Origin of the sequence: Zhongshania marina (genome assembly GCF_002915595.1) — a bacterium.
Classification (GTDB): Bacteria; Pseudomonadota; Gammaproteobacteria; order Pseudomonadales; family Spongiibacteraceae; genus Spongiibacter; species Spongiibacter marinus_B.
This window is the reverse complement of record NZ_PQGG01000003.1, coordinates 56,737-74,185: the sequence shown is the minus strand read 5'-3', so window position 1 is coordinate 74,185 and position 17,449 is coordinate 56,737. Positions and strand designations below refer to the sequence as shown.

The window sequence follows — 17,449 nt, the reverse complement described above, 5'->3', positions numbered from 1 at the left end:
CTCATTATCAATAAACACGGCAGCAATTATGCCTCCATTACGCTCATTACTTTGACCCTCGTGCCGTTTAGTCTAGGCACCCGCGATAGCGGATCAAGGTCAGTATTCGATACAAGAATATTTCTATTTACTCCGCCGTTATAGCTGCCTTCTCCCGTTTTAGGGTCAAAGGTGCGATAGCCCCAGCCGTGTTCCATTACCGCAACGCCGCTGCGAATGTCCTTAGATAATTTAGCCTTGGCTTGAAGTCGATTAGTTGCAGAGCTGACGGTAACCGTTTGGCCGTCAATGATGCCGAGCTTTTCACCATCGGTGATATTTATTTCGATGGTGTCGCCGCTCATTTCATGGTCTTTCATTCCCGTCATACTGGTTTCGACAGACCAAGAATTCATCATCTTCATTCTCCGCCTACCGATTAGCTGTAAAGGGTAGGCGGAGGTGTCTTCAGGATTTTCTTTGAGACGCTTTTTGAGCAATTCAATAAACGGGGGCGGCGCTATATTTACTTTGCCATTGCTGGTGGTGACTTTTTCGAATAGTGCGCCAAATTCTGGGCGTGTGTTGAGGTCGCCAATTCCATGTTGAGCATTTTGTATGTCTTTCCATTTAAACCTGCCTTCAGAACGAATAAGTAGCCGCGACAGCCATAGTGGTGAGAACCCGTAATTTTTATTGCCCGTCCATGTTGCTAATTTCATGCTGGCTTTAACGACAGGGTTTAGCCATTTTTTACCTATTACAAAGGGCTTGTTCATTGCAATGGCAAGGTCGCGTAAAAACTCCCATTCGTAGCGCATGCCGTTGGGCAGCTCCACTGCGGCACGGCTCATTTGTGCGCGGGGCGTGGGGCTGAGCGCTTGCAGAAGGGGGTTGATGTCGGTGCGCTCTAGGAAATGGTCGCCGGGTATTAGCCAATCTGCATGGCGGTGACTTTCACGCTGAAAATGATCGATTACAATAAAGCATTCTAGTTGTGAAAGTGCGGCGTCGAGTTTACCGCCATCTGGGCCAGAAATTACCGGGTTGCCGCTGTTCATTATTAATGCGCGTATTTGGCCTTCACCGGGGGTGGTAATTTCGTCGGGGAGTTCTGCAATGCTGTGGGAGCCGGCAATGTTTTTGTTGCCCCGTAAGCGGCTAATGGCATCCGAAGGTGGAAACAGGGCATCGCCCGCTTTTAAAAAGTCGAGAATACCGGCGGCGTAATAAATGCCGCCCTCTTGCTCTACCCGATTAGTTATTAAATTTAATGCCTGTACTAGCCACAAAGCGAGGACGCCATTGCGACCTTGGCTCACACCGGTTCGACCAATTGCCATCGCCCGCGGGGCCTTCGCGAATTGCTCGGCAAGTGATTGTATTGTGTCTTGTGGGATATCGCAGAGCTGGCTTAGGCTGGGTAAATCAGCACTTTGAGCAAGCTGTTTAAGCGTCGCTAGGCCATCAAGATATTGTGCAGGGGCCTTGTCCCACCCATTGTCGAAGATGATTTTGATGATTGCTAGTAACAGTGCCCAGTCCGATTCGGGTAGCGGTGCAATATGTTGGCTGGCTTTGACGGCGCATTCAGTTTTGCGTGGATCAACAACGACAAGCTCGGCTCCGGCTTCTTTGCGGGCCAGTATGCGTTTCCAGCCATCTGGTGAATAGCCTATCCAACACATGCCGCTAATCTGCGGGTTGGTGCCGATCAGCAGGTAATAATCACAGTGGTCTATATCTGGCTGCAAACTGACCCAGGGGTTGCCATAAAGATTTTCTGATACAACATGCAGAGCATTTTGATCGACAGAGGCGACCCAAAAGCGGTTTTCGGTGCCGATGGCGTCAAGAAACATTGAGAAGAACAGCGCCCCCCCAAAGTTGAAGCCATTGGGATTGCCGGTATAACTGCCAACCGCATTTGCGCCGTGATTATCGATAATTCTGTTTAAGCGCGAACTGATATCGCGTATTGCCTCTTCGTAACTGGTTTCGACATAGCGGTCACCAACGCGTTTCATTGGCTTGGTGATGCGCTTTGGGTGGTTTAAAGCGAGGTGAGATTTCGCCCCTTTTATACAGTAGTCTCGCCAGCTATAGGCATTGTCTTTATCGGGCTCAATTTTGATAACGGTATTGTTTTCTGCAGTGACTTTTAGCCCGCAGGCCTGTTCGCAAATACCGCACACGGTATAGCTGGTTTTCATTTTACGCTCCGATGTTTTTATCGTTATTGCTTGTTGGCGTTGATGTAAAGGCATGGCGATGCCACCGCCCATACTACTGCTATAAATTATTGTGTCAACAGGAAATAGTTTCCTTTAGTGTAGGGTTGTGCATTCTTACTGCACATCAATCTGCCAACAATTATTTTGCTGGATATTATTTCTCTTAAGTCTTTCTTAAAAATTGCTGCTTAAGCTGCAAGCATGAAATCTCGGTAGGAGGGTGCCGGAATGTATTTACCGACAGATGCAGTAAAAAATGTACTTAGCAGTAGCTTAGACACCGGCTCTAAGTACAGAGAGTCATTAGAGATGTCGCCGCAACTTTCTATTGTTGGTCGCAATGCGCCGGAACGCGCTGAGTTAGAAGCGTATATCGCGAATAAGTTTTTCAACACTTACGGCGCTAAATTACGTGAGTTTTTGCCTCTACTGCTGGTGATGCGGGCTCGCCGAGAAATTTCTGGTGTGCTTGGTATACGTCGAGGTCGTCACGGCCACGCATTGTTTATAGAGCAGTACATGAATACGCCTGCGGAAGCTGTACTTGGCGATTTATTGGACCGTCAGATTGCGAGAGATAGTTTAGTCGAGATCGGTAATTTGGTATCAACATGGCGCGGTAGTAGCCAAATGTTATTTATCGCATTAGCGTCGTTGATCTGCAATGCCGGTGCAGAGTGGGCGGTTTTTACGGCAACGCCCGAGGTGCAAAAATTACTGAGCCGCTTGCGGGTCGTGCAGTATGCATTGTGTGAGGCTGACGGTAGCCGAGTTGGTGTGCAACTACCAGACTGGGGAAGTTACTACGATACCAAGCCTAAAGTTATCGCAGTCAATGCTCGCCACGCGGTGGCAATGTTTGAAAATCAGCCGATGACGTCCATGTTATTGAGCAGTTGCGACGCACAGCTGGCAGCTGCCGACGGGAGTCGCGATTTGCGAGCGCTCTATGAGTAAGATCATTTTGACACTGAGAGATATTGCTAAAGATTCGGGTAGTCTTCCCGCGCTTCAAGGAGAAAGCCGCTCTGTAAGTTATGGTGATTTGCTTATTGCAGTGCAGGATCTGGCGGCGCAACTAAGCGTCTTGGGCGTTCAGCGTCTTGGTCTTGCTGCTGATAATGGACCAGAATGGATTATTATTGATTTAGCTTGCCAGTTAGCGGGTATTCCCCTAATTCCGCTCCCTGGCTTTTTTACACCACAGCAAGTACTTCACGCCGTTGAGAGTAGCGGTGCCGATATCTTGCTTAGTGACAGTCGAGACTTTGCCCAACTTAGTAAAAGCCTCTTTGGCGAAAGACTAAGTGACGTTTCTGTGCAACTTGTCGGCTTATCGTCGATGCGCGCCTTTCGAATGCAGGCCTCGACAGATAAAAGTGTGCTGCCAGCGGATACCGCAAAAATTACTTATACCTCGGGTTCAACTGGACATCCAAAGGGCGTATGCCTGTCAAATCTCGTTCAATGCAATACCGCCTCTGCGTTAAATGAGGCTTTATACGACACACCATTGCATCGCCATTTAGCGGTATTACCGCTTGCGACGTTATTAGAGAACGTGGCGGGAGTTTATAGCGCCCTGTTGCGAGGCTCGCTAGTGATTTTGCCGTGCTTGGCAACACTAGGTTGGGCGGGTAGCTCAGGTTTAGACATCGCCAGTTTGGCCGCCACACTTAGCGCAATGCAGCCCGATAGTGCGGTAATACTGCCACAAATTCTAAAAGGTCTTATCGCGCAAAGAGACGCTGGCAACTGGTCTGCGCCGTCAAGCCTTCAGTTTCTTGCGGTAGGTGGGGCGCGGGTCGCGCCAGATTTAATTGCGCGGGGCCGCGAACTTGGCTTACCGGTGTACGAAGGTTATGGCTTGTCAGAATGTGGCTCAGTGGTAAGTGTTAATAGACCCGGCGCAGATAAATTGGGCTCGGCCGGAAAAGTTCTACCGCATTGCAGAGTCAGTATCGCAGACGCGCAGGTCACGGTTGGCGGAAGTATCTACCTAGGTTATTTACAAAACAATGTCGACGCTCTGGAGATGACAGAAGTTGCCACCGGAGATCTTGGCACCTTGGACGATGACGGATTTTTATGGCTGCGCGGTCGCAGTAAAAATTTACTAGTGAATAGTTACGGTCGCAATATTTCCCCTGAGTGGCCGGAGAGTGAATTATCTGCGCAAGCTAACATTCTGCAATGCATGGTGATTGGTGATGGCGAAGCCTATTGCAGCGCCTTGATTTATCCTGCTGCAAGCGCCAGCCGCGATCAAATAGATGAAGAAATAGACAGGTGTAATGATGTGTTGCCGGATTACGCCCAGATAAAAAGATGGGCGACGCTGCCTAAGCCGCTTAGCGATATCGATGGCTTGCTAACCGCCAATGGCCGCCTGCGTCGCAAAGAAATTTTAGCGTATTACAGCGATCTCGTAGCCGAGTGCTATCGCGAAGTTGAATTCGACAACAATATCCCTGCAGCGGTGTATTAAGCCGTTCTCGTCGCCGCATCTGAAAACACAAAGGAGTAAACAATGGGATTTTATGAGCAGCTTCAATTAGACACCGCCGCTGAAAGAGAATCACTGTATACCATCGATTTCATTCAAGATGGTGTTGGCGGCAAGTTAAATCTAAATGACTATATTCAATTTTTGACCCAAGCCTATCACCATGTAAAACATACTGTACCGTTGTTAATGGCCTGTGGCGGTCGTCTTGACGAGCGCTATGAGTGGCTTCGAGTCGCGATTGCGGAATATATTGAAGAAGAGCTTGGCCACCAAGAGTGGATACTGAATGATATTGCCGCCTGCGGTGGCGACGCCGAGCAGGTGCGCAATAGTCGCCCCGCAGGTGCGACTGAGCTAATGGTGTCTTATGCCTACGACATGATCAATAGAGTTAATCCAGTAGGTTTTTTTGGCATGGTTCAGGTGTTAGAGGGAACTAGTATCGCGATTGCTGACAATGCAGCAAGGGCAATTCAACAGAGCTTAGGTCTACCCAAAAAGGCCTTCAGTTATTTAACTTCTCACGGCGCTTTAGATATTGAACATATCGATTTTTTTAAAGGCCTGATGAACCGAATCGACGATAAGCACGATCAAGAGCAAATTATCCACAGTGCAAATATGTTCTATTGTTTATACGGCAATATCTTTCGTGAACTGGGTCGGCGCGGAGGCATAAAACATGCGGCCTAAACTATTGCGATTGAGGAATAGCTAGCCATGACGACATTAAATGTTGTGTTAACCGGTGCTTGTGGTGGAATTGGTCGGGTGTTGGCTATTGCCTTCGCCAGTGCCGGACATAACTTGGTGCTGGTTGGCAGAAACGCAGAAGCATTGGCTGCCTTGCGAGAAGGTTTAGTAAGACCGCGTAGTCACCGTTACTTAGTGGCGGACTTGTCGTCGGCTGCGGCAATTACCGAGCTATGTACGGATGTCGCAGACGGTCCACCGATAGATGTGCTGGTGAATAACGCCGGCGTATCGTCCTTCGGCCTATTTGCAGAAACCGATGATGCGCTAGTAGAACACATGTTGCAGTTAAATGTTTTGGCGCCAATGCGTTTGTGCAAAGGTTTAATGCCACTATTGTTAAAAAGTCAGAACGCGGCGGTTATCAATATTGGTTCAGGCTTTGGCAGCATCGGCTACGCGGGCTTTACCGCTTATTGTGCGAGCAAATTTGGCTTGCGTGGATTTACCGAGGCGCTGCAGCGCGAATTGGCCAATGAAAATATCGCCATACACTACTTAGCGCCGAGGGCGGTAAATACCGCAATGAATTCTGACAAGGTGGTTGCTATGAATGCGGAGCTTGGCAATACCGCCGACGAGCCAGAAGTTGTTGCCGATGCGGCGCTAGCGATGTTGGGCTTAAACAAAAGTAGCAATCGCTATTTGGGTTGGCCAGAACGTTTCTTCGTACGTCTCAATGCGCTGTTCCCCGCTGTGGTGTCGGGCGCGCTGAAAAAGCAGTTAGGCGCGATATTACGCCACGCAAAATCCATTTAAATCTAAGTCACTTTGGAAGGGCTGGCGCACATGAAAATAATCACTCTAAGGGTTGGTCTCGCGCTGTTGTTATTTACGGTAGCACTTTCTGCATTCAGTGATGACGGCGGTATAAAAAGTGAATTAGCCACTAGTGCGGCTGTTGCTGAACTGCAGACCCGCTGGGCAACGGCGCAATATGCGGAGGATAAGAGTCAGCAAGAACACGATTTTGAATCATTGCTACTTAGAGCCAATAACATGATAAGTGCCGAACCAGATAATCCAGATTTTTATGTTTGGCGGGGTATTATTAAGGCGAGTTATGCTGGCGTAAAAGGTGGTTTGGGTGCCTTGAGTTTGGTAAGGGAAGCGAAAATTGACTTAGAGCAAGCTATCGCTCTAGGAGGCGGCACATTGCAGGCGGCTGCCCGCACCAGTCTTGGCTCGTTGTACTTTCAAATGCCGGGTTGGCCAATCGGCTTTGGCAGTGATAAAAAGGCAGAGACTTATTTGCTGGAAGGTTTGGCGATGGCGCCAGACGATATTGATAGCAATTACTTTTACGCCTTGTATTTGATCGATCAAAGACGGGGCGAAAAGGCGCGCCAATATTTAGAACGGGCGTATACTGCGCCTAGACGTTTGGGGCGTGATTTTGCTGACCAAGAGCGTCGCAGAGAAGTGCTAGAATTAATTACTGAACAACAAAAAGAAAAATGACTTAGTAAGGGGGCGCCGAATTCATGCGAGTGTTGTTAGTTGAAGATGATATATCACTAGCCGACGGCACCGTAAAAGCGCTCCGCCGTGCTGGCTATGCAGTCGATCACGCTGCAACTGGGAGCGACGGGCGACGGTATGTCGAGGCCGGTCAATTAGATATTGTGATTTTGGATCTAGGCCTGCCAGATATCGATGGCTTAACACTGCTGCGTGAGCTGCGACTATTGCAGACCGGTGTGCCCATACTGATTTTAACTGCGCGCGACGCCCTCACCGATAAGGTTGCCGGATTAGATGCGGGCGCAGACGATTACCTCACCAAACCCTTCGCGTTTGAAGAATTGCTGGCGAGAATTCGGGTGCTGTCGCGTCGCAATGCACCCGTTCGGGAGCCGGAGCTTAAATTTGGCAATGTGCTTATTAATATTGCCAGTCACGAAGTTCGCTTAGATGGTGAAGTGCAGAAACTATCGCGTCGCGAGTTTGCTATATTGCGGGCGCTGGCAGATCGTCCAGGTCAGGTGTTCTCTCGCGAGCAGTTAGAAGAGAAGTTGTACAGTTGGGGCGACGAGGTTAGTAGCAATACTGTTGATGTGCACGTGCATAATTTACGGAAAAAATTAGGCCATAATTTGATTAAAAATATCCGAGGTGTTGGGTTTATTCTTGGAGCTAGTGAGTGAGTTCACTGCGCCGATTTTTAATAGTTAGCATTTTGTCGGTATTGATGTTGGTCAATTTCATTGCTGCTTTGCATGGCTATAAATCGAGTATGGCCGAGGCAGAAAAATTATTTGATCAAAAGCTTACCGCAATGGCACTACAATTATCTTCCGTTCCCTTGCGGAGCCAGAATAATTCACCCGCGCCAGACAATGAGCATATGGTGTTTCAGTTGTTTAATGCCGATGGCAAATTGGCGTGGCGCTCGGTGCATGCGCCAGATCAGTATATCGCTGCGAATGAGGGCTTTAGTGAAAATAACTTTAATGGCTATCGTTGGCGAACGCTAAGTTATTTTAACTTTGTGAATGGCCATCGAATAATGATTGCCGAGCGAATGGATCTTCGTTATCGCCTTGCTGAGCGGGTGATCCTTGAATCCATTGTGCCGGTTGTTGTGGTGCTTCCGGTGGCTGCATTGTTAATCTGGTTGATTGTAGGTCATGGTCTAAAAAGTTTGGAATTGTTAGCGGGAATACTGAGAAAAAAGGCAGCTGACGATTTAAGCGTAGTGAGTATAGATAATACCCCAATTGAATTGACGCCAGTCATTGCGTCGATGAACTCGCTACTACGCAGACTTGATGATTCCTTTGAGCGGGAGCGGCGATTTTCTGCAGATGCTGCCCACGAGCTGCGCACACCAATAAGCGCGATAAAAATGCATTTGCATAATTTGCGCGATGAGTATCCAGAGCATAATTCTTCGCTAAATAGTTTAGAGCGAGATGTTGATCGCTTGGCGCACTTAGTAGAGCAAATGCTGTTATTGCATAGAACCACGCCGGATCATTATCCCGCTAAATTTGAGAGCCTTTCGCTCGCTGCGCTTGCGAGTGAAATTATCGCGACGAACTACGCAGACTTTTCCAAAAAGGAACAATCGATAGAACTGCATGGCGATGAGGGTAGGGTAAGCGGTGATCGCTTTGCATTGCGCATAATGCTGCAGAATCTTCTAAACAATGCATACAAATACACCCAGCGTGGCGGTTTTATAAAGGTAGTTATTGACACAGGGCCGGACTCGGTTCGATTAACTGTTAGCGATAACGGGCCTGGAATAAGTGCCGAGGTGAAGTCTAGGGTGTTTGAACGTTTCTATCGGGTTGGTGGAGATCGCCATGCCTCAGGTTCATCAGGTTGTGGTCTTGGCTTGTCGATTGTGGAGCATATTGCAGAACTACATCGAGCCTCTATTTCAATGTCTGAAGGTGAGGGTGGTATTGGCTTAGCGTTCACGGTGGTATTTCCACTTTCATTTGTATTCGGTGAGTTGACATGAAATTACACAATTGTTCGTGTGGAGAGAGTAGGTGACGAAATTGCGAACAGTATTTTCTAAACAAGGCCTTGTTGTTTTTACATTGGCGTTACTCAGTGGCGCGAATACCTATGCGGATAAGCCAGAATTTGAGCTGGCAATTGAACAGCATTTATTTGAGCCTTCGGTCCTCGTTATACCTGCTAATACCAAGGTGAAACTTTGGGTGAGCAATAAAGATTCGACACCTGAAGAGTTTGAGAGCTATGAGCTAAATAGAGAGAAAGTGGTACTTGGTGGCCAGCGAGCGCTAATCTTTATTGGTCCATTGGCACCGGGGGAGTATCCCTTTTTTGGCGAGTTCAATCCCAAAACCGCGCAAGGGAAAATTATTGCCAAGTGAATTGGTGGAGTGAACGGTGTGACAATGAAAAGTGACGTGCCATGTTATTAACCAGCGTAATTATTATCATACGAGAGGTTCTAGAAGCGGCCTTTCTAATAAGTATTCTCCTGTCTTTATGCGTTCAGCTAAATTTGACGAGGCATTGGTTTAAGTGGAGCCTTGCCGGCGGTGTTGCCGGTTCCATTGCTTTAGGTAGCCAGTTTGGCTGGGTGTCAAATTTGTTTGGCGGTATAGGCCAAGAGCTTGTAGATGCTGGCTTGCAAGTATTTATATACCTTTGTCTTTTATACATTTGTTTTAAATTCATTGATCACTATTTTAAGCCATCGGCTTCGAACGCTACGTTTCGTGCAATTCTGACCGCTGTGATTGCATGCGCAATGACCCGCGAGGGTTCGGAAATTTATATTTATTTGCTCGCGTTTCAAGACCTACCAGAAGGTGGCATTAGCTTGTATAGCGGTTCAATTATCGGTTTTGGTATTGGCTTAAGTTGTTGTGCTTTATTTTACTATTGGATATTGAGCTTCTCAGTATCCCGCTCATTGCTACTTGGCTGTGTGTTGCTGACCACCATGGCAAGTGGAATGATGCTGCAAGCCGCTAAAATGCTTATTCAAGCGGATTTGCTCCCCGATGGTCAGTTGTGGGACAGCAACGGCCTGTTGGCCGAAGAAAGTCTTGCTGGGCAACTACTCTATGCCCTAGTCGGCTATGAGGCTACTCCAGCACCCGCGCAGTTGATGATATATATGGCTAGTGGTTTAACGATGGCGGGCGTGATGATAGCTCGTTACCAATACTGGCGGCACCGGCAATTACCTAAAGAAGCAAACCAGTATGGCAATTAATATTTATCGGTTCATTGTTGGATTTGCTATTTACATCAGTCTAGTCAGTTTAGTTAAGGCTGATGGCTTGGCGGTAGATCGCATTTATGCGCCTTATGTAAATAGTTTAGAAAAGGAATTGGAGTATCGCATTAGCAGTGCTGAGGGCGGATCAGGAGCGTCAAGTGATTATATTATCCAGCGACTTGGCTTTGGCGCAGCCGTAAATGACAGTATTGCCCTAGAAGCGTATTTGAGTGCGGAGGGAGAGGAAGACGCTGATCGCTTAAGTGGCTATGAGCTAGAGCTACGCTGGCAACTTAGTGAGCAAGGCGAATACGCTGTCGATTGGGGTGCAGTATTTGAGTATGAGCACAGTCGCGATAGTAAGCTTGAGGAGCTAGCAGGAAAGCTAGTTGCATTAAAAGAGTGGGGGGCAATGGTGACGACGGCGAATGCCAGTCTTATTTATGAGTCAAGTGATGTGGCGGGTGAGGAGTTTGAAACTGCGTTGTCATTGCAGGCTCGATATCGTTATCGACCAATGCTTGAACCTGCTTTAGAGTTTTATGCGGCAGAGGATTATCGCGGAATGGGCCCTGTGTTAGTTGGCGCTATTCGTTTGGCGGCGGCAAACAGTCTGCGCTGGGAGGTGGGCACGATATTTGGTTTAGATGATCGCAGCGCAGATTATGTTTTTCGCTTAATGCTTGAGTATGAATTTTATTAGCTTTGCTGCGCTATTTGGTTGCCTTAAAATTCTCTTGTATGGTGTAGCGAAAAAACATGGGGAAGGTGTTTTTAATATAAACCTGTTCCTTCATCATATGGCGGGCACTAATTCCGCGGCTTAGTTTAACGATTACACCGCGTGGATCTAGTCGATACACCTCGCCTTCAATTTCCTCGCTGTCTTGATCGTGAAACAATATGTTGCCACGCAGATACTCGCCTATTTGCAGCGGTGCATTTGGATGTTGGGCCAGCAAAATACCTTGCTCCGAAATTTCTAAAACTCGGTATGCGGTGTCTTTATCCACCGTTAGCGGTGGTTGCGCGGCTCTGGGATAAGGTAGCCGAAAGAAGCGCCGTAGATTATTTATTTTAGATGCCATCTATCTGTTGTACCCGATTATGCTAAGAAGGTCGACTAAAAATGGCAGCTTACACTGGAATTTCCGCTGCGCGTAAAGCGCGGCGTAGATTTGAATAATCGCTTGCCTGCGGCAGGGTTGGCGGGTGTTCGCCTTCAGGGATACAACCCATTTCGACCAGTGCCCATTTTACTGGAATGGAATTTGGGTCTTCTAATAGGGCTAAGTGAAGTGCCTGTAGATGCGTGTCTAGTGCTTCAGCATCCACAGAATTACCAGCTTTTGCTAGAGCATATAATTTTAGCAATAGAGATGGATTGACGTTTGCCGACACAGAAATACAGCCCTGGTAGCCCGCTAGCATTTGTCGGTAGGCGCTTGTGTCATGGCCAGCATATAGCGTGAAGCCTTTAGGTAGTTTGAGCTTGAGTAATTCCTGTGCACTTGTTGCTTTCGTCGAGCCGTCGACAAAACCTTCAATACCGGAAATCAGTGCAAGTTCGGCAATACCAATGGGCGATAAAATATTTGCATGATTGCGTTCTGCGCGGGCTAGGGTCGGTAGCTGAGCGGCTTCGGCAAGGCTTGCAAAATGTTTCAGCAACGCATTTTTGGACATCGCTTCTTCTTTAGTTGGCGCGCTGATTAATACCGCACTGGCGCCATACTCATTTGCAATGCTGGCGAGCTCAACGGCATGCTCTGTATTGTCGCCACCTAGGTCGGCAATGATGGGTATGCGGCCATCGGCTTGCCAAAGGGCGCGGCGCAAAAGCTCCGTGCGTTCGTCGATGTTCATAGTTGAAGACTGGCCGGTAGAGCTGCCGATCAGCAGGGCAGAGCTGCCGTTGTCCACATGCCAATCCACCAAAACTTCTACTGTTTCGTAATCTGGCGCACCGCTACTTTGGGTGGGGGTGATAAGGTCGACAATAACTCCATTTATCATGTGCTCAAACCCTGAGTTATGGATGTGAGAAATAAGTATAGTTGCGGAATTGGAGGGTGTATAGCGAATGGCCGTTAGGGATAATAAGTGTGTTTCGCTTCGAATAGCATGGATGCTGCTGCTAGCGTGATTAGACCGAGGCATATACCGTTCGATTAGAAAGCCAGCGTTGAATGAGGGGTTTTACGTGGGATGGATGGGCTTGCATGATGTGCTGCGCTTGCGCGCGCACGTCGTCGAGTAAATCGGTATCTCTTTGCAAGTCCGCGATTTTAAATGTCATTAATCCAGTTTGGCGGGTGCCGAGTACTTCGCCCGGACCGCGTAATTGTAGGTCTTGCTCGGCAATGACAAAGCCGTCGGTGCTATCGCGTAGCGCGCTTAGGCGCTGTTTACCATTGCGGGAAAGGGGTGACTGATACAGCAAGACGCAAAAGCTCTGGCGACTGCCACGGCCAACTCGGCCGCGCAATTGGTGCAGTTGGGCAAGGCCAAGGCGCTCGGCATTTTCGATAATCATTAGGGAGGCGTTGGGCACATCCACGCCCACCTCAATAACCGTGGTGGCTACGAGTAAGTTTATTTCGGCGGCTTTAAATTCCGCCATTACAGCGGCTTTTTCTTTTGCCTTCATGCGGCCGTGCACTAAGCCTACCCGCAATTCCGGTAGGGTTTCTTTTAATAACTCCCAGCTTGCTTCGGCTGCCTGGGCCTGCAATTTGTCTGACTCTTCTATTAAGGTACATACCCAGTAGGCTTGTTGGCCGCTAGCGCATACTGCGCGCAGGCGCTCCATGACGTCGTCGCGACGATCATTGGCGAGCACCACGGTATTTACCGGCGTGCGGCCTGGCGGTAACTCGTCGATCACTGAGGTGTCGAGATCGGCATACGCCGTCATCGCCAAGGTGCGCGGAATCGGTGTGGCGGTCATGATTAATTGATGGGGCTGGCCGACATTGGCGGCTGCCTTTTGCTTGAGTGCTAGGCGCTGGTGAACCCCAAAGCGGTGTTGCTCATCAATAATCACTAAGCCGAGCTTGGCAAATTCCACATCGTTCTGAAACAGGGCGTGGGTTCCCACCGCGACATGGGCGTCGTGATTGGCGATGGCATCGCTTTGTTGCTGGCGCGCCTTGCCCTTGAGTTTGCCGGTCAGCCAGGCCACGTTCAGGCCCAGCGGCTCCAGCCATTGACTAAAATTTTGATAATGCTGTTCAGCTAGAATTTCGGTGGGTGCCATAATCGCCACTTGGTAGCCGCTGGCCACGGCGCGCAGTGCGGCAAGTGCGGCGACGGCGGTTTTACCGCTGCCAACATCGCCCTGTACTAAACGCAGCATGGGGGTTTGGCCGTGTAAGTCTTTGGCGATTTCTGCGGCGACACGTTTTTGAGCGCCGGTTAGTGTGAATCCCAATTGCGCTAAAAATGCTTTTTGCAGTGTGTTGGGGCCATCGAGTGGTGGTGCACCAAAGCGCTGGGTTTCACGTCGCAACTCTTGTAAGGCCAGATTGTGAGCAAGTAATTCTTCAAAGGCCAAACGCTGTTGGCTGGGGTGGCGGCCGTCTTGCAATTGGCTGATAGATGCGTCGGTAGGCGGGTGGTGTAAATAGCGTAGGGCATCCGCCAAGGTCCAGCGAGCGCGGCTGATTTGCGGCGGTAGTGCTTCGGCGGGTAGCCATTCAGTAACGGGGTTACTATCCAAATATTGCAGAGCTTGGTCGCACAGTTTGCGCCAGCTAGTTTGGGCAAAGCCTTCGGTACTGGGGTAAATCGGGGTTAGTCGCTCCTCTACCGCAACAGGGGCGTCGTCGTTAATAACACGATATTCGGGGTGATAGAATTCTAAGCCGCCGCTGCCGCGACGGGCTTCGCCATAGCAGCGCAGTTTGGTGCCGGGGGTGAGCTGGGCTTTTTGCGCGGCATTGAAATGGAAGAAGCGCAGGGTCGTGGTGCCGGTATTGTCTTGCAGTCGGCACACCAAACTTCGACGCCGGCCAAACACGATATCAGACAACAAGATTGTCCCTTCAAACACGACGTCAGTATTGAGTTGCAAGGCGCCTAGCGGCGTAATACGGGTGCGGTCTTGGTAGCGCAGGGGTAAATGGAATAATAAATCTTGAATGGTGACGATACCGAGCGCGGATAACTTTTCTTGCAGGCGCGGGCCGACCCCCTTTAAGGCATTCACGCTGATCTGATCTAAGGGTTTTGTCATTAGGCCGCGCTGGCACTTGAGTTCGCGCCAAATGCCGGCGCGGCGGCTTTAATGGCTTTGCTAATAACGTCGATGGCTTGGTGGCGGGGAAAGCTGGTGCGCCAAGCAAGGGCGACGGTGCGGATGGGTGGGTTTGCAAACGGGCGAGTGCACAATACACCGTCGCCATAGGGCGCTACCTGCGCAGCTGACAGCGGCAGTATGGTGATGCCGAGTTTAGAGACCACCATGTGTTTAAGGGTTTCTAAGGAGCTGCCCTCTACCACGGATTGCAATAGGCGATCGCCGTTGGCAAAGGTTTGGCGTAGGCCTGGGCAGGCGGCCATGACTTGATCTCGAAAGCAGTGCCCTTCGCCGAGCAGCAATACGTTTTCGTTGAGAAGGTCTTCGTGTTGTAGCTCTGCCTTTTTGGTTAGCGGGTGGTCATTGGGCAGTAAGACCACAAAGGGTTCTTCGTATAAGGCTTGGGTAACAACGTCGCTTTCATTAAAGGGAAGGGCGACAATAATGGCGTCTAGTTTTGAAGAGCGTAATCTTTCCCGCAGCGTGCCGGTGAGATTTTCTTCTATATAAAGCGGCATCTCTGGCGCGAATTCTCTAATCACGGGAATGCAGCGCGGATATAAATACGGCCCAACCGTATGAATGGCGCCAATCGCCAGCGGTGTGCCTAAGGGGTCGCGACCTTGATTGGCCAATTCGCGAATGTGGTCAGCCTGTTCCAATACAATCTTGGCCTGCCGAATAACCTGCTCGCCAACGGGGGTGGTTTGTATTTGGCCGCGGCTGCGCTCAAACAAGGAAATACCTAGTTCATCTTCTAGCTTTTTAATAGCGACGCTCAGGGTGGGCTGGCTGACAAAGCAATTCTCGGCAGCTTTGCCGAAGTGGCCTGTTTCTTTTAAAGCGAGAATGTAGCGTAATTCTGTCAGCGTCATAAATTATCCGGCGTTATAGTTAAACTCTATGGCGCTTAATACTACATTCTCGATAGGGAAAGGCAATCTAATGTCGCCAATCGATAGGTCTTTTTAGAAGCTGAGCAAAATTTTGCCGATGTGCTCACCGCCTTCCATTCGCCCATGTGCCGCGCTCACCTCGTCGAAACGAAATACTTTGTCGATAAGGGGGCTAAATTTACCCTCTGCGATTAAGGGGTAAACCTGCTCTTCAATCTCTGCGGCTATTTTTGCTTTTTGCTCGCCACTTTGGGCCCGCAGCGTAGAGGCGGTGATGGTGAGGCGTTTCATCAACACCGGTACAAAATTGACCTCTGTATTAAAGCCGGCCTGGAAGGCAATGAATACGATGCGGCCATCGTTAGCCGCCAGTTTTAGATCTTTTTGCACGTAGTCGCCGCCGACCATATCTAAAATGACATCCATGCCCTTGCCGGTGGGTGTGTCGGCTAGCGAGGTGAGGAAATCATCCGTTTTGTAATTTACCGCTTTTATTGCACCGAGTTTTTCACAGGCCGCGCACTTCTCTGCACTGCCCGCGGTGGTATATACATTCGCACCAAAGGCCTTGGCGAGTTGAATGGCGGTAGTGCCAATGCCGCTGCTGCCGCCGTGAACTAAAAAGTTTTCTCCGGCTTTTAAATGGCAGCGCTGAAATACATTGTGCCAAACGGTAAATAGAGTCTCGGGTAAGGCGGCGGCGTCTCTAAGGCTAATGCCTTGGGGAATGGGTAGGCACTGGCTTGCGGGCGCGACGGTATAGTCGGCATAGCCACCGCCGTTGCATAGCGCGCAAATCATATCACCGACTTTCCAGCGGCTTACCTCGCTGCCGATCGCAACGACTTCACCGGAAACCTCTAGGCCTAATACGGGGCTTGCGTCAGCTGGCGGTGGATATAAGCCGTAGCGTTGCATTAGATCGGGGCGGTTGATTCCTGCGGCGGCAACTTTAATCAGCACTTCATTGGCGGCGGGACTTGGCATTGCTTCGCTGCTAATGCTAAGACTGTGGTCGTCCTTGTTTACACTAACAATGTGGCGGGTAGTAGGGATGCTCATAGTCGTCCTCCTGATTGTTAAGGTGGTAAGATCAGCGCGGAATTTTAGCTGCGGCTTAGATCTGCATATTAACAAAGATTATGACCGACTCAGGCGGGCATTCACAGCGGAGAGCACTTTAGGATGGCTGAGCAAAAATCACTTTTAATTATAGGTTGCGGTGATATTGGCAATGGCTTGGCCGATATCTATTTGGCTAGGAATTGGCAGGTTTTAGGTATGCGCCGCAATATCGATAAGCTGGCGGCGGGGATTACTGCGCTAGCGGCTGATGTGTGCGAGCCGCAAACTGTCGCCAAGTTAGGGCCCTTGCAGGCCGATTATTTGCTAATAACGCTGACGCCTGCGGGCTACGGCGCAGAGGGTTATCGCGCTGTATTTGAAGACGGGCTAAATACTGTCCTAGCGGCGATGGCGACACCGCCGAAGCTAGTGTTGTTTGTGTCGAGCACCGGGGTTTATGCCCAAGCGCATCATGAGTGGATAGACGAGGGCAGTGCAACTGAGCCGGATCGTTTTTCCGGTAAGAGCTTATTGAAGGCTGAGCAGATTGTAGCGGCCACTCAATGGCCCTATGCGAATATTCGCTTTGGCGGTATTTACGGTAGTGGACGTTGGCAAATGCTGAATAAGGTGCTGGATGGCGATTGCGCACCGGCTGAACCGGTGCATTACACCAATAGAATTCACCGCGATGACTGCGTCGGTTTTTTAAGCCATTTAATCGACAAGGCCGAAGCGAATGAGGCGATAGAACCTTGTTATCTTGGCGTTGATGATGAGCCGGCAAGTATTCAAGATGTGCAGTCGTGGTTGGCTGACGAGCTAAATGTGGTCTACGCAACAAAGGGCCAAGCTATCGCTCGAACTGGCAGCAAGCGCTGTGCTAATAAACTATTGCGAGAAAGCGGCTATCAATTGAAATACCCAACATTTAGGCAGGGGTTTGTGCCGGTGCTAGAAGAATGGCGTAAAACAGAGGGTAACTAGAAAGATATTGGG

Annotated in this window: 17 protein-coding genes; 11 read left to right on the top strand and 6 right to left on the bottom strand. The window is 49.5% G+C overall.

What is annotated here, in order from left to right; translation table 11 throughout:
* Nucleotides 1–26 precede the first annotated feature (26 nt).
* On the bottom strand, nt 27–2,192 hold the full coding sequence (locus tag C0068_RS01000; RefSeq protein ID WP_158249887.1) for a molybdopterin-containing oxidoreductase family protein: 2,166 nt from the start codon (nt 2,190–2,192) through the stop codon (nt 27–29).
* A gap of 249 nt (nt 2,193–2,441) precedes the next feature.
* Here C0068_RS01000 and C0068_RS00995 point away from each other — a divergent pair, with 249 nt between their 5' ends.
* The 10 genes from C0068_RS00995 to C0068_RS00950 are packed head-to-tail and all read left to right on the top strand — an operon-like array spanning nt 2,442 to nt 10,892.
* A complete protein-coding gene (locus tag C0068_RS00995; protein WP_103682630.1) occupies nt 2,442–3,170 on the top strand; it encodes a thermostable hemolysin in 729 nt (242 codons plus the stop codon).
* Entirely contained in the window at nt 3,163–4,701 is a 1,539-nt protein-coding gene (locus C0068_RS00990; protein ID WP_103682629.1) for an AMP-binding protein, read from the top strand. Before C0068_RS00995 ends, C0068_RS00990 begins: the two co-directional genes overlap by 8 nt.
* A 42-nt stretch (nt 4,702–4,743) precedes the next feature.
* A complete protein-coding gene (locus tag C0068_RS00985; protein WP_103682628.1) occupies nt 4,744–5,415 on the top strand; it encodes an iron-containing redox enzyme family protein in 672 nt (223 codons plus the stop codon).
* 27 nt (nt 5,416–5,442) lie between these two features.
* The gene (locus C0068_RS00980; RefSeq protein WP_103682627.1) at nt 5,443–6,234 is read left to right on the top strand and encodes an SDR family oxidoreductase; all 792 of its coding nucleotides are present in this window, start codon (nt 5,443–5,445) and stop codon (nt 6,232–6,234) included.
* Nucleotides 6,235–6,264: 30 nt separating this feature from the next.
* Nucleotides 6,265–6,936: a tetratricopeptide repeat protein gene (locus C0068_RS00975; RefSeq protein ID WP_103682626.1), complete on the top strand. Its 672-nt coding sequence runs from the start codon at nt 6,265–6,267 to the stop codon at nt 6,934–6,936.
* A 23-nt stretch (nt 6,937–6,959) separates the two neighbouring features.
* Nucleotides 6,960–7,622, top strand: coding sequence for a response regulator (locus tag C0068_RS00970; RefSeq protein WP_103682625.1), 663 nt, complete (start codon nt 6,960–6,962; stop codon nt 7,620–7,622).
* Entirely contained in the window at nt 7,619–8,947 is a 1,329-nt protein-coding gene (locus tag C0068_RS00965) for a sensor histidine kinase (protein WP_103682624.1), read from the top strand. Before C0068_RS00970 ends, C0068_RS00965 begins: the two co-directional genes overlap by 4 nt.
* Nucleotides 8,948–8,978: 31 nt before the next feature.
* Nucleotides 8,979–9,329: a cupredoxin domain-containing protein gene (locus C0068_RS00960; protein WP_404810268.1), complete on the top strand. Its 351-nt coding sequence runs from the start codon at nt 8,979–8,981 to the stop codon at nt 9,327–9,329.
* A 41-nt stretch (nt 9,330–9,370) separates the two neighbouring features.
* Nucleotides 9,371–10,183, top strand: coding sequence for an FTR1 family protein (locus C0068_RS00955; RefSeq protein ID WP_103682623.1), 813 nt, complete (start codon nt 9,371–9,373; stop codon nt 10,181–10,183).
* The gene (locus tag C0068_RS00950) at nt 10,173–10,892 is read left to right on the top strand and encodes a hypothetical protein (RefSeq protein WP_103682622.1); all 720 of its coding nucleotides are present in this window, start codon (nt 10,173–10,175) and stop codon (nt 10,890–10,892) included. Before C0068_RS00955 ends, C0068_RS00950 begins: the two co-directional genes overlap by 11 nt.
* Before the next feature lie 10 nt (nt 10,893–10,902).
* On the opposite strand, the gene C0068_RS00945 is transcribed toward C0068_RS00950, so the two are convergent.
* From C0068_RS00945 to C0068_RS00925, 5 genes are all read right to left on the bottom strand, one after another.
* Nucleotides 10,903–11,277 (bottom strand): hypothetical protein, encoded by a 375-nt coding sequence (locus tag C0068_RS00945; RefSeq protein ID WP_103682621.1) that lies wholly within the window; start codon nt 11,275–11,277, stop codon nt 10,903–10,905.
* Between the two features lie 49 nt (nt 11,278–11,326).
* Nucleotides 11,327–12,205 carry a dihydrodipicolinate synthase family protein gene (locus tag C0068_RS00940; RefSeq protein WP_158249886.1) on the bottom strand — a complete coding sequence of 293 codons (879 nt, stop codon included), beginning with the start codon at nt 12,203–12,205 and terminating at the stop codon, nt 11,327–11,329.
* 130 nt (nt 12,206–12,335) lie between these two features.
* A complete protein-coding gene (recG, locus tag C0068_RS00935; protein WP_103682619.1) occupies nt 12,336–14,426 on the bottom strand; it encodes an ATP-dependent DNA helicase RecG in 2,091 nt (696 codons plus the stop codon).
* The gene (locus C0068_RS00930) at nt 14,426–15,364 is read right to left on the bottom strand and encodes a hydrogen peroxide-inducible genes activator (RefSeq protein WP_103682618.1); all 939 of its coding nucleotides are present in this window, start codon (nt 15,362–15,364) and stop codon (nt 14,426–14,428) included. Before C0068_RS00930 ends, recG begins: the two co-directional genes overlap by 1 nt.
* A 93-nt stretch (nt 15,365–15,457) precedes the next feature.
* On the bottom strand, nt 15,458–16,447 hold the full coding sequence (locus tag C0068_RS00925; RefSeq protein WP_103682617.1) for an NAD(P)H-quinone oxidoreductase: 990 nt from the start codon (nt 16,445–16,447) through the stop codon (nt 15,458–15,460).
* A gap of 123 nt (nt 16,448–16,570) precedes the next feature.
* On the opposite strand from C0068_RS00925, the gene C0068_RS00920 reads away from it, so the two are divergent.
* Nucleotides 16,571–17,437 carry a Rossmann-fold NAD(P)-binding domain-containing protein gene (locus C0068_RS00920; protein ID WP_103682616.1) on the top strand — a complete coding sequence of 289 codons (867 nt, stop codon included), beginning with the start codon at nt 16,571–16,573 and terminating at the stop codon, nt 17,435–17,437.
* Nucleotides 17,438–17,449: the final 12 nt, after the last annotated feature.